The organism is Burkholderia sp. Ac-20344, from assembly GCF_017104975.1.
GTDB lineage: Bacteria > Pseudomonadota > Gammaproteobacteria > Burkholderiales > Burkholderiaceae > Burkholderia.
Genome location: NZ_JAAGPP010000126.1, coordinates 1 through 15,497, shown reverse-complemented (window position 1 = coordinate 15,497; position 15,497 = coordinate 1). Strand labels below are relative to the sequence as shown.

Here is a 15,497-nt window from a genome sequence, read left to right as displayed (position 1 = left end):
ATGCCGGCATCAACTCACTCCGATGACGATTACGCGTCCAGTCCGGTTCCTGAAGATGCAAGGACCGGCTGGAAGGGCATATTTTTCGCTACGTTAGGTATTGCGACCGCGCTTTTCTTTGCTCAGATTGCGTCGATCATTACCGTGAGGTTTGGCGTAGCAGCAGCGCTGATCGGACTGGCCTACGGATACTGCGTTTCGACATTCGTCGGTATGCTGCTCGTTCGTCGATCCATCCAGACAGGGTTTGGCATCAATATCTGGGCCAGAACAGTGCTCGGGTATCGTGGAGCGGGATTGTTCAGCCTAGCTTACGGAGTGGCCTGCCTCACTTACTTCGTCGCAGAAGCCAGCATCATGGGGGCTTCGTTGCAGGCTCTCTTTCCGGAAGCTCCTCATGCGTTGATATACATCTGCCTTGTCTTCGTCATGTTGCCGCTCGTGTGGTCGGGTATGAAGGTCCTTGCAAGATTCCAGACGATGAGTCTGGTGCTGTTCGTTGTGTTTGTTGTGTGGGCGATAAGAAACGCGCTTGATGTTCCCGTGGCTGGCGCTCCGCTCCCGGAGATTCGGCTTGCGGCAGCCCCCTTCACCAGCCTGCTTGAAGTATTGGGCATAGTTAACGGTCTCGCCTTCATCATTGGTCTCGTGACGGCCGACTATGCAAGATTTGTGCGAAAACGAGAACTCCGAGCAGGGACCGTGTTTGTCGGCGCGTTGTTTCCTGCGTTCTGTTATGGGATCACCGGGATCTTGGGGATCTGGTTCGCTGTCCAGATGCGGGAAAGCAATCCTGGCGTCTATTTCGTTTCGTTGCTGGGTGCGGGGGGGATCATTTTCGCGTGTACGACGCAGCTCAGAATCAATCTCGGAAACATCTACTCAGGCACCGTTGCCTTCGTCAACGCACTCGAGCATCTATTTGGCGTTTCCGTCAGCAGAAGAGTCGTCATCGTTGCTTTCTGCGCGGTTGCGGCCACTGTGCTGATTTCAGATGGTACGCACTTGCTCGCGAGTGCCCTGAACTATATCGGTATGTCCATGGCTTGCTTCGTCACGTTGCTTCTCGTCGATCAGTTCTGGGTTGGACGATCCCGAGATGTGCCTGATGTCATGTCTCAAGTGATCAAGAACTGGCGATGGACGGGATTGAGCTCATGCCTGATCGCAACCCTATGTGGAGTGTGCATCGGTAACGCATCGCTCTTCCCATCGTTGTACCAGTGGGCGACACCGGTGTCGGTGCTTGTCCAGGTGATCCTCTTTGTTGGTATCGAATCTTACTGCAATCGACGAAGGGAACTGTCGTCACATGCTGCCTCAAGTTAGAGGGGCCACGTGAGAAACGGACCTGTTCTCTGGAGCGCTAGGCTACCTGACGCCAGCAAAGGTCACTTTCGAGGAAGGTTTGAGAATGCGGAAGCGCTTTACGGACGAGCAAATCATCGGCTTCTTGAGAGAGGCCGAAGCTGGCGAGGCGGTCCAGTATCTGTGCAGGACGTACGGTTTCAGCGATACCTCCTTCTACTCCTGGCGGGCGAAGTTTGGTGGCAACGACGGCGTTGAATTGCAAAGGTTGAAGTACCTTGAGGGCGAGAATGATCGACTAAGGAAGCTATTGGCGGAAGCCTTGGCCAAGCAAAGGGCATCGGGTATCGCTAGAGACGATGTGTAGATCGTCCACGTCGCCTGGGTCGTCGTTCCGATGTCGTTGTGATTGGCGTCGAGCGATCCGCCGTTCGACTTGAACAGATCATGATGCTTCACGCTTTGTCGATCGTAACCACCTCTGCGCTTCAACGTCGGGTTGGCGCGCAGACCTCAGTAGTGGACTCAACAGGGAACCGAGTCATGCGAAAGATATTCCTGCGATCGCTGCATAGCCGTCATCCGATTGACTCAGCAGAGGTCTCTGCTTGTCAGACGGATTCTGATGCTGGAATCCGTAACATTGAGTCAGACCGAGACAGATTGGTTACGTACTACAGCCTCGGGCAAGTGGTTGCGCACCTGCGTTTCGACGCGCGGAATGGAGAGCAGAGTCCGGCCGAGCGTAGTCGAAAATAAAAAAAGGTCCAACGTCAGATCACGGCATGGAAGCGGCCACCGCCAGAGTACGCGGTGGAAACGCCACTGAACGTGCCAAGTCGGACCCGATCTCTTGTCTGTACCTTTGACGAAGCTGTCGAACCATAGCGTGTCGAGCTGATGGTATTGCGAAAGCTTGCAGGCTCAGCGGGCCGCGTGCGTTCGTATGGTGCCTGGAGCGGGGTGCAAATCGTTTCGACGGCCTGGTTGAGGGCGGCGTTGGTTCGCCCCGCCTCCAACTGAACTGCAATCGACCTCACGCATCGGACTTCGCTGCCACGAGGCGGAACTGCAACGGTCAATCTGCGGTTATCGAGTGCAGAAATGACGCGACTTGTGACCGCGTATTCAATCCGAGCTTTGCCAGCACCCTTCCCACGTGCGTTTTGACCGTCACCAGCTCGATCTGGCATTCGTGGCAAATCTCCTTGTTGGAAAGTCCACTCGCAATCAAGTTGGCGATCGCTAGCTCGCGGGCTGTCAATAGATGGTGCTCGGTGAGTTTTCGATTGCGTCGATGGGTTTTTATTGAATCCAATCCAAGCAGGTTGTACTGGATATAGCTATGCATTTCCTGGAGTACGGATTCATTGTCGAGCGTCTTGTCGTGTCTGCCTTTTAGAACATTGAGAAAAGCGATGGCTCGGTTGTCCTGCCAAAAGACAAAGGCGGCCTCGTCCACGAACCCGTACCGCGCCATAAAATGTGCGTATGGGATGTGGCAATCTCTAAATCTATTGTCTGCGATCTTTCTTAGAGTAACGACCGAAGATCTGTTTGATAAAAGGAAGTCGGGGGAGATCGGATCGAACTCTCTGAAGTTTCGGTAATAGTCGCGAATCATCACGTCGCCGAGGCCGTGTTCTGTGCACGGTGGGATCTTCTGGGTAGCGTCAATCCAGGTAAAGATTGCGGCAGACGATTCCAGAAGGGTTTGGGAAAACGCAATGGTCCGCTTGGCGAAGTCCTTGCAATCGTCGTTCAGGTGATATCGCATGGTTTATCCAAGTGGAATAGACAAAGGATCCTTTTCCGAACCTGTCTGACGGAGGCTGGAACGTTGGCGGCCTACGCGAAAAGGCTGCTAGCGCGATGTTCAACGATAGGAAGCAAGAACCGAACCAAGGCGACTGGCGGGTCACACGCTCTCGTATATGGCGACGGTGGCGACGAATCCGGCCAAGTGCCAGGGTGCCGTAGAGGTAGACGCACGATCTGGAAGCGCGTCATTGCACGTTGGTCGTGCATGGCGCACCACGTGCGATCGGCGCTCCATCTTGAAGCGACGCATAGATACTTTCGGAGGATGTTGGCCGGAAATTCGCTGAATATAGTTCGGCTACCAAGTCAACGGGTTCTGCGGTACGCGCATCACAGTGCGATACCGAGAGAGCCGCGCACAGAAAAGAGGTGGCTCGAATGAAGACAAGCGGTTACAGGGCGATTGCAAAGAAGGGAAATAAACTTACCGGGAATATGGGCGCATTTGGTCTTGCGCTGAGTGTTCTGGCTTTTTCGGCTCCTCTCACGACCGTGTCGGGATATGTGCCGGTCGCGTTGATGTATGGCGGTGCAGCCAGCCCTACCATCTTCATCGCGACGATGGTTCTGCTGATGCTGTTCTCGCTGGGATATCTGACACTCAACCATGCTGCGAAGCGACCAGGCGACTTCTACGCATTCATCACGCATGGCTTGGGCAAGAGTGCCGGGCTTGGAGCCGGATTGCTCGCCACGATTACGTACTTCATCATCCTTGCCGGTGTTCCGGCGTATTTTGGCGTTGCGTCCGCTGATCTGCAGCGGACGCTCACGGGATGGGCATTCCCCTGGTACTACTTTACGCTCGCATGTTGGCTTGCCATCGCGATTTTCGGATATCTGCACATCGAAGTATCCGCGAAGTTCCTGACGTGGGTAATGGTCGCCGAAGTCATCGTTTGCATCGCGTTCTGCACTGGAGTTATTGGCAGCAATCCCCCAAGCGACTTGCCGCCGAACGCCATTTTTTCCCCATCCGGATTGTTCAACGCGAACAGCCCGTTTGCCATGCTGTTTGCCGTCTCTTTCTTTATGGGGTTCGAGGCGACAGCATTGTTCCGTGATGAGGTGCGCGACCCGGATAGAACCATTCCGCGAGCAACTTATGGTGCAGTTATCTTCATCGGTCTGTTGTATACGTTCTGCGCATATGCACTGATTCGCGTGTATGGACACGACGTAATCTCCGTCGCAACGCAATCGCCCGCCACCATGTTTCAGAATGCCTTCGACAAATTCGTCAGTGCGCGGATGCGCACGCCGGTTGCGATCCTGGTTTTGACCTCGGCGTTTGCATCCAGCTTGTCCATTCATAACGTGCTGACGCGTTATCTTCACAACCTCGGCATCGACGGCGCATTTCCGCAGTACCTGAGTGCGATCCATCCGAAGCATTTGTCACCGCACCGCTCGTCCATCACGGTTTCGACGCTGACGCTGCTTGTTCTTCTGCCGTTCATCGTGACCGGGGCCCAACCGGAATTGCTTTACGGTCGACTGTCTGGCGTCGGTACCGCAGGAGGACTGATCCTTATGACCGTCGTGAATGTCTCATGTCTCGTCTGGTATTTCCGCGAGGGACGGTTCATCGGTGCAGGCGTTTTCAAGGCGTGTGTTGCGCCCGGCATCTCCGCAGTCCTGTTCGTTGCGCTCGTCGTCCTCGTTGGCAAGCACTTCGAGCTTCTCGTTGGCGGCGAACCAGGCCAAAGCACGTGGATGCTCTATAGCCTGTGCGCAGTGCAGATTTTCGGGATGGCATTGGCCGTTTATTTCAGGAAGGCCAAGCCGGAAGTGTTCCGGCGGTTGGGGCGCAATCCTGACGTCGAGCCGCGAGATGGTGGCACGGACGACGAGGCCGTTCTCGCCGTCACCCAATGACATATCCATGCTTCGGATGTGAATCTCGATAGCTTCGGCTTCAGTCGCGAAGCAACTCGGCATCCGATTCATCTCCGTTTCAAGAGACCAGTCCAGGTACGTTCATGCGCATCATTAATCCATCCATTGCCGTTGTGGGAAGCGGACCGTCCGGGTGCTACCTGACTCAGTCGTTGATAAAGGTTTGGCCGGATTCTGCAGTGTCGGTGTTTGAATCGGAGCCGGTACCATTCGGTCTGTTGCGTTACGGCATCGCGGCCGATCATCAGGGTTCGAAATCCGTGGCGATGCAGTTCGATCGTCTGTTTAGACGCGATGGGGTCAATTTTTTCGGGAATGTAACTATCGGAAAAGACCTGTCGTTTGAGCGATTGACAGAGAGTTTCGACATTGTGGCGCTCGCGACTGGCTTGGCAACGGATTCGGTTCTTCCGGTTCCACAACACCCGAAAGCAAACGTCGTTGGGGCAGGCGAAATACTGCGGGCGCTGAACGGCTATCCCGAGCCTCGGTTGCCCCATGACAGAGGGCGATTTTGCTCCTTGGGTGAATCGTTGGCGATTGTCGGGCACGGGAACGTCGCCATAGACGTTGCCCGGTTGCTGGCCAAACGCATCGAGCAATTCGATAACTCCGATATCGACGACGAGCGGCTATCGATGCTTCGCTCGAATCATCTCGAGCGGATTCATCTCGTCGGAAGATCTAGCGCAGGCGACGCGAAATTTGACCTTGCCATGCTGCGTGAACTCTGTGATCTGGGACATGTAAAGGTATCTGCATCGGGTCTTTCGGACGACGATCAGAGCGAAAAGGCACAAGTGCTGCGGAATGCCGCGAGGCGCATCGTATATGCCAAACCGCTGGTGGAAATTGTTTTCCACTTCGAATGTACGCCGGTGCAGGTCGACGCACTGCTGACGAAAAGCGTTTTGCGCGGACACTCGAAAGCGGAAGGTATCGTGAGTTTTCACGTCGATACGATCGTTACTGCGATTGGTTTTACGAACGAGGTCGGCGATATCGGCGCGCGATGCGGGCCGTGGCGTGCGTTGAATGTATTTGAGGTCGGTTGGGCGAAGAACGGCGGAAAGGGCGGGGTTGCCGCGAATCGCAGAGACGCACAAGCAGTGGCCGCGCAGATCGTTGCGATGGTGCAAGACGGAGCGCTGCCGATCGGCCGGCCTGGACTGGCCGCGCTCGGAGACCAGTTTCCAGCCGATTTCGTGAATTACGCCGGCTGGCTGGAGGTGGACCGGTATGAACGGGATGCGGCGGGGCCGAACAGGCTCCGCAAGAAAATTGCAGATCGCAGGCGCCTGCTGGAAGTGGCAAGGCAGGCCGTGAGCGTGGGGTAATCGTCTAAATATGAGCAAAAAGAAATGAATGCATCAATTCTGATTCTGTTTGGCACGGAGAGCGGTAACGCAGAGATGGTTGCCGATGATATTGCAATGTGCTTCGCCGAGAAAGATATGCCGAGCGTCGTCAAATCGATGGCGGATCAAGCAGTGGACGAACTGGAGGCTGTCAGTTTCGCGATCGTTGTTACTTCTACGTACGGCGAGGGCGATATGCCGGAGACGACCGAGCCGTTCTATCGCGCGCTCGTCGCGAAGCGTCCCGATCTGGCTTCGATGAGATTTGCCGCGTTTGGGCTCGGGGATTCCAGCTACGAGAATTACAACCGTGCAATCGATCTATTGACTGAGATGCTCGCTTCGTGCGGTGCCACGCAAATTGGCGAAACGGGACGACACAATGCATCGAAAGGCATGCCTGCAAACCAGGTGGCGGTGGCATGGTCCCAAGGCATCCTTTCGATTTTGGGCAAATAAGGTGGTTTCGATGAAAAATCAAACGGGCGATTTAATGAACGATCCTTACCTTCCGTGGGCGGACCTCGCGTTTCGCGACAACCCGTATCCGTGGTATGAGCGATTGCAACGCGAGGCACCGGTGTATCGGATTAGCGAACGTGAGTTCGTCGTCTCGAAGTATTCCGACTATGTGGAGTTTGCCAAGCATCCGGCGATGAGCATGGAGGAGCCGAACTGGGTGAAACCCCATCCGTGGCACGTGTTCAAGGAAAGTGTGCTGTTCTACGACCCGCCACGGCAGACGCTATTGCGGCGGCACTTCAACAAGTGGTTCACGCCGAAGATGGTCGCGGAGTGGGCGAAGCATACAAAGGCGCTTGTGAGCGACGCGCTGGACAATATCGCGCAAGATGGCATTGTCGAGGCCCATCACACTATTTGTGTCGTACCCACTCACGTCACGATGTGCCGCATCTTCGACATACCGGAAGATGACATCGAAGGTGTGATAGAGAACGGGTTGCGTATTGTCATGGCTCAGTCTCCGGCTTCAACGAAGGCGCAGCTGGACGATGCGGTAGAGGGCTTCAAGTATCTGTTCGACCGGTGCAATGCGTTTGTTGCCGAGAAGCGCCGAAATCCTGGAAACGGTCTTGCGGACGCACTAATCGAGGCACAAGCGCGAGGCGAACTATCCGAGGCTGAAGTCGTCCAGGCCATGGTCAATTTTTTCTTCTCCGGTGCACCTAATCCGGCTTACGTGCTCGCGTCGACGTTGGAGCATTTCACGCGCGAGCCTGAACTCTTCGACCTCTACAAAGCCGATAGCGAAAGCCGCCAGGCGATGATCAACGAATTCTTGCGTCTGTATCCGCCAGAGATGTCCTTCACTCGGTACAACAAAGCCGCGGTTACGATCAGAGGCACGGTGATCCCGGAAAATAGCATCATTCGCTTCATGACTGCGGCAGTCAATCGGGATCCTGATGTGTTCGAGGATCCGAACACATTCGACCATACTCGTTCGATGCGTGAAAGCCAGATGCTGTCGTTCGGCATCGGAACACACAGCTGCGCGGGGCAATTGATCAGCCGCGTCGAGATCGAGGTGATCTTGTCAGCCATAGCGGAACGCTATTCACGCGTGGAGCTCGCCGGCTCTCCCGCGGTTCAGCACGACGATCGCATTCGCAACTATTTGACTTTGCCGTTGCGCTTTTCCTGAAGCGACCAAGGGCGCGAATCGGGGGATGCTCGCTGATCGGGGGTATTCCGGATTAGCGCTCAGGAGCGTCTCGCGAGCAACAACTGCTCGGGGCGCTCCCTTCATTCCGCTATCGGCGACCCGCTCGGTGTCGTCAGGCGCACGCTGTCGACCGTATCGTCCGTTGCTTCCATCATTCCACATCCACGCTCCGATAGCATGCCTTCCAATAGCAGCTCGTCCGGGAAGTTTCCCGGTGATGTCCCAACCTCACGACATCAATGGTTCGCCGTATTTGCCGTCGCGGTCAGCGCATTTGCGTTCGTCACTTGCGAATTTCTACCGGTCGGCCTTCTGGCGCACATCGCTCTGGATCTGCATGTCACGTCCGGGACGGCAGGCTTGATGATGACTTTGCCCGGTGTGATGGCTGCCTTGGCCGCGCCGACCTCGGTGGTTGTTGCTGGAAAATGGGATCGCAGGTACATACTTTTGATATTAACCGGATTGCTGACGTGCTCAAGCTTCGTCAGTGCGTACTCGACGAACTTCACGACGATGCTTGCCGGCAGGGCACTGTTGGGGATCGCATTGGGAGGATTCTGGACGCTCGCGACCGCAGCGGCGGGGCGCATGGTGCAAGCCCGGGATACGGCGCGTGCTATCGCATGCATCCTGGGCGGGGTTGCATCGGCTACTGTCATTGGTGTGCCGCTCGGGACACTGATCGCTACGCTCGCGTCCTGGCGGGAATCGTTCGTTGCGACCGGTGTCCTCGCAACGGTAGCGCTTTTTGCGCAGGTCGCCTTCGTGCCGAAGCTGACAGCTGAAACCACCGTGGGCGTTCAGGACTTCATTTCGCTGCTGCGCCGGCCGCACGTGCGTCTGAGCCTGATGATGGTGGCGTTCGTATTCGGCGCGCATTTTTCCACCTATACGTACCTGGAACCTCGTCTCGAAGAGGACTTTTCGGTATCGGAGATTTCAAGCCTGCTGATGGTGTTTGGTATTGTCGGCTTCATGTCGAACGTGACGCTTTCGGCGGTGATGGATGGCCACGTGAAAGTCGCCACCGCGATCGCGACGGCTCTGCTGTTCTTCGCATTGTTGCTGATGGTGGTACTGGATCACGCGCGAATCGGCGAGGCCGCAGCATTGTCGCTCTGGGGCGTAGCGTTCGGTGCAATCCCGTTGTGCTTCAGCATCTGGACTCAGCACGATGCCGCTGACTGCCCCGAAGTCGGTTCGGCGCTCTTCATTTGCGTTGTTCAAGTCGCCATCGCGATTGGGTCCGCCGTGGGTGGGCTGATCGTCGATCATATGGGCATACGAGCAGATTTCTCTATCGGGTGTATTTCCTCCGTGCTCGGGTTGGTGACCCTATGCACACTGAAAGCCCCATCGTGCGGGCAGCTGGCGATTTTGCCTGCTACGGGTAGACCCCTAGTCGGCCAACATCCTGACTCGTCACATCGAGATAGCCCCCCAGTCTCTGAATGACCGCCATCTAATCCAACGATTCGCCTACCCTTTTCCCGCTTCAGATCGCGGTCTGGAGTTGATGGGATCGTGCGACCCGGCGGCCACACCGCAACCGGGCAGGACGTACTTGCCGCGATCGGGGAATACGAACTCGCCGCCATCGTGACCGTTATGAAAGTCATTGAGTCACGAACACGTGCAGCGTTGAAAGACCATCACGGTTCGAAGCGAAGCCTGAGGGACGGCCGAGATTCGCAAAAAATCCGCCACATCTCAATCTAAGCTAATGATTTTATTGTTAAGTATGATCTTTCGATCCGAATGATTCGCTTACCAAGAGGTTGCTGTTGATACGGCTACAGCGCTGAGCCAGGAAGCCCGTTGAACGTCGACTTTGCTGCAAAAAAGCGCTTGAAGGAGTCGAGAATTTTTTGGTTGCTGATGCCGTTGGAAATGAAGATGAGCCGCGAAACGCTGTCTTCATTTTCTTCGGCAGGCAAGTGGGCAACGGATACACGCGATGCCGCACGCCCTCAGGCACTTGCATATAGCCCTAATGCCAGGCGCGCCCGAACTCGGCCACCATACGCGAAACAGAAATTCACGGTACTACCGGGTTGCACTTTCCTCAGACCTGTTCCGGTTGTTATCGGGGGCAGGTTCTACTGGGGAAACAAATTTATTTTTTCCGGTAGAACTCGTGGCGATTCCGTGACACGATACACCAGTGACCAAAGCGCAGAGAGATGGGTCTGCGAATTGTCGACAGCCGTCAGACGGCGATTTTGGTCGGTCGGCGACCCCGGGTACTGGAAGTTCGCGTCACGATTGTCGACAGCCGTCAGGCGGCGATAGCGCAAACTGAGGGGTCAATACGAACGCAGATTGTCGACAGACGACTGCATCGATGTCCCCTCAAAATTGGAGCTTTTTGTGGCAATTCTTCCTGTAAAGCCGAGAACGCTGTTGCGCGACGAGGTCGGTGAGCGACTGCGCACCGCCATCCTCGAGCGCGAATTCGAGCCGGGAACCAAGCTGGTCGAGTCCCGGGTCGCCCAAATGCTGGGCGTGAGCCGCGCACCGCTACGCGAGGCCATCTGCGCTCTTGTCGAAGAGGGGCTGCTGGTCGCCAAGCCCTTTGCTGGCTACTACGTTCAGAGCCTGACCGTGCGCGGCCTTGAAGAGCTTTATTCGATGCGCTGTGTCCTCGAGACCTTTGCGTTCGAAAGCCTGTGGCCTCGCAGAACCGAAGCGTTCCGGCGCGAGCTCGAGAACCGCAAGCAGGTACTGCTCGACGCCATTGCGTCGGAGTCCAAGATTGAAGCCATCCGCACAGAGCTGGAGCTGCACGGCACCGTCTTCGAGTATTGCGACAACGAACTGCTCATGACGATGTGGCGTGGCTTGTCCGGGCGCCTGCAACTGTATTGGGCACTCCAGCAGGAAGTACACGGCCGTAAGGGGGCACGTACAGACGCTCACGACGACTATGTTGCTCTTGCCCAAGGCGACGACCTGAATGCCTTGAAGGCGGAAATCTCCGACCACATGCAACGCGGTCTGACGAATGTGCTTGCTTCCCTGAAACAGGCCAAGGCAAAGGCAGCCTGATTACAGCGAACTGATTGTGGCCGCGCACCGCCGCGGTCACAAGTAATTTTATATGGAGTCCGAAATTGAATTTCGATGCTGTCAACGAAACCGTGCTGAACTACACCCGCGGTTCTGCTGAGCGTATGGCGCTGGAAGCCGAACTGGCACGCCAGTCGGCCGAGACTATAGATATTCCGGTGGTTGCAGGCGGCAAGAAGCTGTACTGCGAAGATGCCGCGACCGTCACACAGCCGCACAACCATAGCAAGGTGCTCGCCAGACTGAGCCACGCGTCCAGTGCGCAACTCGCGACTGCCGTGGATGCGGCCCAGGTTGCCCATCGCGACTGGAGCAACTGGTCGTTCGAAGACCGGGCCCACGTTTTCCTGCGTGCTGCGGACCTCCTCGCCGGCCCATGGCGCCAACGTCTGAATGCAGCCACGATGCTCGGCCAGAGCAAGACGTGTTTCCAGGCTGAAATCGATTCAGCATGTGAGCTCATCGACTTCCTGCGATTCAACGTCGCGTTTGCTGAACAGGTCTACGCAAACCAGCCCATCTCGCCTGTGGGCGTGCGCAACAGTATCGAATATCGCCCGCTCGAAGGTTTCGTCTACGCCGTCACGCCGTTCAACTTCACTGCAATCGGCGGCAACCTGGCGACGGCCCCGGCCATCATGGGCAACACAGTTATCTGGAAGCCGGCAGCGACCGCGTCGCTCTCGAATTACCTCTTTATGCAACTTCTCGAGGAGGCTGGTCTGCCGCCGGGCGTTATCAACTTCGTGCCGGGTTCGCCTACCGCCATTTCGAACACGTTGCTCGCCCATCCGGACTTCGCGGGGCTGCACTTCACGGGGTCGACCGCTGTGCTTGATTCGCTGTGGCTCGAATCGGCGAAGAACCTCTCGACCTATCGCAGTTATCCGCGTCTGGTCGGCGAAACCGGTGGCAAGGACTTCATACTTGCCCACGCTTCCGCAGATATCGCCGAACTGAGTACCGCACTATTGCGCGGCGCGTTCGAGTACCAAGGACAAAAGTGCAGCGCAGCATCGCGGGCATACATCCCTGCCTCGCTTTGGCCGGGCGTCAAGGACCACCTGCTGTCGGCAATCGAAACCATCGGCATGGGCGACGTCGAGGACTTCAGCAATTTCATGGGTGCAGTGATTGACCGCCGTGCGTTTGACCGCATCCAAAAGCATATCGAACAGGCAAAAAACTCTTCGAACGCGACCGTGCTCTGCGGCGGAAAGTGCGATGACTCGGTCGGGTACTTCATCGAGCCGACGGTCATTGAAGTGAATGACCCGTCGTACGTCACCATGCGCGAAGAACTTTTCGGCCCTGTTCTGAGTGTATATGTCTACGATGATTCGAAATGGCAGGACGTCCTGCAACGGGTCGACGGGACAAGTGGCTACGGCCTGACGGGTTCCATCTTTGCCCGTGACCGCAAGGCTGTTCATGAAGCGCGCTCGTCGCTCCGGTATGCAGCGGGCAACTTCTATATCAACGACAAGCCGACTGGTGCCGTCGTCGGCCAGCAACCGTTTGGTGGCGCGCGGCGCAGCGGCACAAATGACAAAGCTGGTTCGTATTTGAACCTGCTGCGCTGGACCTCGCCGCGAACCATCAAGGAAACGTCGGTCGCCGCGAAGTCCTACAAATATCCGTATATGGCCTGAGAGGCGCGCCCTGGAGATGAACATGCGAACGCTCGAACAGCTCGACGAAGGCGGACCCCAACTGGAAAAGAAGGCAACTGTAATGACAACACCAATCATCGACATCAAGGGGCTGCACAAGCGGTTCGGCGAGTTGCACGTCTTACGGGGTGTCGACCTTCAGGTCAACAAGGGTGACCGCATCGCAATCGTCGGCTCAAGCGGCTCGGGCAAAAGCACGATGCTGCGCTGCCTGAACTTCATGGAAATCCCGTCTGCCGGGCAGATAAGCCTGGACGGCAAGCTCATAGGAAAAAACAAAGGCACCAATGCGCAGAGTGAAGTCGAGATGCGCTACAGCGAAGGGGAGCTGTGCAACGTACGGCGACGTGTTGGCATGGTGTTCCAACAGTTCAACCTCTTTCCTCACATGACGGTGTTGCAGAACGTCATGGAGGGGCTTACTCGCGTCAAGAAAGCCCCGGCTGCTGAAGCGCGGGAGAAGGCTATGCGCCAAATCGAGAAGGTTGGCCTGAGCCAGAAAGTCGATGTTTATCCGGGTCGCCTGTCAGGCGGTCAGCAGCAGCGTGTAGCGATTGCCCGTGCACTCGCGATGGAGCCAGAAGTTCTGCTCTTCGACGAGCCGACTTCATCACTCGACCCGGAACTCGTTGGTGAGGTGCTGAATGTCATCAACGAACTGGCGGACGAGGGACGAACGATGCTGCTGGTAACGCACGAACTCGGCTTTGCGTATCACTTCGCGAACAAGGTCATCTTCTTTGCTGATGGCGTGTTTCACGAAGTCGGCACGCCACAGGAGGTGCTGAAAAACCCGCAACGCGAACGCACTCAGAAGTTTCTCGAGCGATTCTCCGCATTCAGTTTCTGACTAGAGACATACATACACAGGACTCATCATGCAGCAAGAACGTACCCTTTCCAAGACGAGCTCGCAGAGCTACATGCCGGATGCGCGAAATGAAGACGTGCTCGTCTACGTCAACGGAGAATTCGTACCGAAGAACAAGGCCGTCGTGTCGATTTTCGACAGCGGCTTCGTTCTTGGTGATGGTGTCTGGGAAGGCATCAGACTCGTGAAGGGCAAACTGGTTGCACTCAACGAGCACGTGAACCGGCTCTTTGATGGCGCCAAGTCCATCGAGCTCGACCTAGGGCTGACCAAGGAAGAACTCAAGGCGTTGCTGTGGGAAACCCTGACGAAAAACGGCATGGAAGATGGTGCGCACATCCGGCTGATGTGCACGCGCGGCAAGAAGTCCACGCCGAACCAGGACCCGCGCTTCGCGCTCGGCACCGCAAGCATCGTCGTTGTCGCTGAATATAAGGTTATCGACCCTGAGAGCAAGAAAAAGGGGCTCTCGCTTCACACGTCGACCTTCCGTTGTAGCGGCCCGGATGTTTTCGACCTGCGCCTGAACTCCCACAGCCGCCTGAACTTCATCCAGGCGCTGATTCAGGCCATCAACGCTGGCGCCGACGAGGCGCTGATGCTCGACCCGAACGGCTTCGTCGCAAGCTGCAACTCGACCAATTTCTTTATCGTCCGCAACGGCGCGCTGTGGACCTCGAGCGGCCGGTACAACTTCAATGGCATCACACGTAAGACTGTCATGCGTCTGGCCAAGGAAGCGAACATGGAATTGTTTGTTGGCGATTACACGCTCGCTGAGGTCTACACGGCCGACGAAGCCTTCGTGACCGGCACGCTTGGCGGCATCACTCCGGTCACGCGCATCGACGGAAAGGTCATCGGCAACGGCCAGGCACCCGGCGTCGCGACCGCGCGAGTCGCGGAACTCTACAAGAAGTACATCGAAAGCTGAACAACAGTTCAACTCACGCACGGCACAATCTCAATCTGGAGAACAACGTGAAAAAGTCCTTCCGTATCGGCGGTGTCCTTCTTAACGTGGCACTCGCTGCAGCACTATCGTCCTCGCTCGTCGCTCACGCAGCGACTTCGACGCTTGACCAAATCAAGCAGAGCAAGCAGTTCCGGATTGGCGTTGCACCGGGCGACCCATGGTACTTCAAGGACCCGCTCACTGGCCAGTGGAGCGGCGTGGGCGTCGGCGTCGGCGAGCGTATTGCCAAGGACCTCGGCGCGAAGCTGGTGCCGGTAGAGACTACCTGGGGTAATTCCGTTGCTGCACTGCAGGCGAATCAGATTGACGCCATGTTTGTCCTCGATGCGACCGAAGAGCGCAAGAAGGCGGCGGACTTTCCGACCAATCCGCTGCTCTGGTACAAGCTCGCAGCTCTGGAGCGCCCCGGTCTGAATGCAAAGACCTGGGATGACCTCAACAAGCCGGATGTCAAGGTGGGAACTACGCTGGGCAGTTCTCCGGACCTCGCCGTCACTAAGGCCTTGACGAAGGCACATATCGAGCGCTTCGCCAACACCGACGAGACGGTTGCGGCCTTCATGGCTGGACGCGTCGATGCAATCGTCTTCTATCACCCGGTCCTCGTAATTGCGTACTCGCACATTCACAAGGGAACACTGGTGGTGCCTACGCCCGTAAATGCGTTGCCGACGAGCGCAGGTATCCGCAAGGACGACCCAGCCTTAAGAGGCCAGTTCAAAAAGACCCTCGAGGGGCTGTTAACTTCGCCGGCGACCTGTTAACCTCAAGCATCTGAGCAACGGGATCATGAGGAATGCAAGCGCCGATCGTTGATGACGAATTGTGGATA

The 15,497-nt window shown here is 56.5% G+C and carries 12 protein-coding genes and 1 pseudogene; 12 read left to right on the top strand and 1 reads right to left on the bottom strand.

Translation table 11 applies throughout. The features are described 5' to 3' along the window. Together G3N64_RS29935 and G3N64_RS29930 are read left to right on the top strand one after the other, a co-directional pair. A complete protein-coding gene (locus G3N64_RS29935; RefSeq protein ID WP_205787338.1) occupies positions 1-1,329 on the top strand; it encodes a hypothetical protein in 1,329 nt (442 codons plus the stop codon). Positions 1,330-1,414: 85 nt separating this feature from the next. After that, positions 1,415-1,633 (top strand): annotated as a pseudogene (locus G3N64_RS29930) (transposase); the annotation flags it as partial. A 753-nt stretch (positions 1,634-2,386) separates the two neighbouring features. On the opposite strand, the gene G3N64_RS29925 reads toward G3N64_RS29930, so the two are convergent. Then, the gene (locus G3N64_RS29925; protein ID WP_205787337.1) at positions 2,387-3,085 is read right to left on the bottom strand and encodes a LuxR C-terminal-related transcriptional regulator; all 699 of its coding nucleotides are present in this window, start codon (positions 3,083-3,085) and stop codon (positions 2,387-2,389) included. A 422-nt stretch (positions 3,086-3,507) separates the two neighbouring features. Between G3N64_RS29925 and G3N64_RS29920 the strand changes: the two genes are divergently transcribed. From G3N64_RS29920 to G3N64_RS29875, 10 genes are all read left to right on the top strand, one after another. Further along, positions 3,508-5,007 (top strand): APC family permease, encoded by a 1,500-nt coding sequence (locus tag G3N64_RS29920; protein WP_205787336.1) that lies wholly within the window; start codon positions 3,508-3,510, stop codon positions 5,005-5,007. A gap of 104 nt (positions 5,008-5,111) precedes the next feature. After that, complete coding sequence (locus G3N64_RS29915) at positions 5,112-6,365, top strand: hypothetical protein (RefSeq protein ID WP_205787335.1); 1,254 nt, start codon at positions 5,112-5,114, stop codon at positions 6,363-6,365. A 24-nt stretch (positions 6,366-6,389) separates the two neighbouring features. Next, on the top strand, positions 6,390-6,845 hold the full coding sequence (locus G3N64_RS29910; RefSeq protein WP_048985697.1) for a flavodoxin domain-containing protein: 456 nt from the start codon (positions 6,390-6,392) through the stop codon (positions 6,843-6,845). 10 nt (positions 6,846-6,855) lie between these two features. Beyond that, complete coding sequence (locus G3N64_RS29905) at positions 6,856-8,052, top strand: cytochrome P450 (RefSeq protein ID WP_205787334.1); 1,197 nt, start codon at positions 6,856-6,858, stop codon at positions 8,050-8,052. 198 nt (positions 8,053-8,250) lie between these two features. After that, positions 8,251-9,531, top strand: coding sequence for an MFS transporter (locus G3N64_RS29900; RefSeq protein ID WP_205787333.1), 1,281 nt, complete (start codon positions 8,251-8,253; stop codon positions 9,529-9,531). Between the two features lie 867 nt (positions 9,532-10,398). Then, positions 10,399-11,124 carry a GntR family transcriptional regulator gene (locus G3N64_RS29895; protein WP_205787332.1) on the top strand — a complete coding sequence of 242 codons (726 nt, stop codon included), beginning with the start codon at positions 10,399-10,401 and terminating at the stop codon, positions 11,122-11,124. 65 nt (positions 11,125-11,189) lie between these two features. Then, entirely contained in the window at positions 11,190-12,797 is a 1,608-nt protein-coding gene (gene pruA, locus G3N64_RS29890) for an L-glutamate gamma-semialdehyde dehydrogenase (RefSeq protein ID WP_205787331.1), read from the top strand. Positions 12,798-12,879: 82 nt separating this feature from the next. Further along, positions 12,880-13,668 (top strand): amino acid ABC transporter ATP-binding protein, encoded by a 789-nt coding sequence (locus G3N64_RS29885; protein WP_241021281.1) that lies wholly within the window; start codon positions 12,880-12,882, stop codon positions 13,666-13,668. A 28-nt stretch (positions 13,669-13,696) separates the two neighbouring features. Continuing rightward, entirely contained in the window at positions 13,697-14,623 is a 927-nt protein-coding gene (locus tag G3N64_RS29880; RefSeq protein ID WP_205787329.1) for an aminotransferase class IV, read from the top strand. Positions 14,624-14,670: 47 nt separating this feature from the next. Beyond that, the gene (locus G3N64_RS29875) at positions 14,671-15,429 is read left to right on the top strand and encodes a transporter substrate-binding domain-containing protein (RefSeq protein WP_205787327.1); all 759 of its coding nucleotides are present in this window, start codon (positions 14,671-14,673) and stop codon (positions 15,427-15,429) included. The last annotated feature ends 68 nt before the right edge of the window (positions 15,430-15,497 follow it).

Excerpts from the sequence above, each read along its gene's own strand:
- G3N64_RS29935 (WP_205787338.1), top strand. The coding sequence starts at position 1 with ATGCCGGCATCAACTCACTCCGATGACGATTACGCGTCCAGTCCGGTT.
- G3N64_RS29925 (WP_205787337.1), bottom strand. The coding sequence starts at position 3,085 with ATGCGATATCACCTGAACGACGATTGCAAGGACTTCGCCAAGCGGACC.
- G3N64_RS29920 (WP_205787336.1), top strand. The coding sequence starts at position 3,508 with ATGAAGACAAGCGGTTACAGGGCGATTGCAAAGAAGGGAAATAAACTT.
- G3N64_RS29915 (WP_205787335.1), top strand. The coding sequence starts at position 5,112 with ATGCGCATCATTAATCCATCCATTGCCGTTGTGGGAAGCGGACCGTCC.
- G3N64_RS29910 (WP_048985697.1), top strand. The coding sequence starts at position 6,390 with ATGAATGCATCAATTCTGATTCTGTTTGGCACGGAGAGCGGTAACGCA.
- G3N64_RS29905 (WP_205787334.1), top strand. The coding sequence starts at position 6,856 with ATGAAAAATCAAACGGGCGATTTAATGAACGATCCTTACCTTCCGTGG.
- G3N64_RS29900 (WP_205787333.1), top strand. The coding sequence starts at position 8,251 with ATGCCTTCCAATAGCAGCTCGTCCGGGAAGTTTCCCGGTGATGTCCCA.
- G3N64_RS29885 (WP_241021281.1), top strand. The coding sequence starts at position 12,880 with ATGACAACACCAATCATCGACATCAAGGGGCTGCACAAGCGGTTCGGC.
- G3N64_RS29880 (WP_205787329.1), top strand. The coding sequence starts at position 13,697 with ATGCAGCAAGAACGTACCCTTTCCAAGACGAGCTCGCAGAGCTACATG.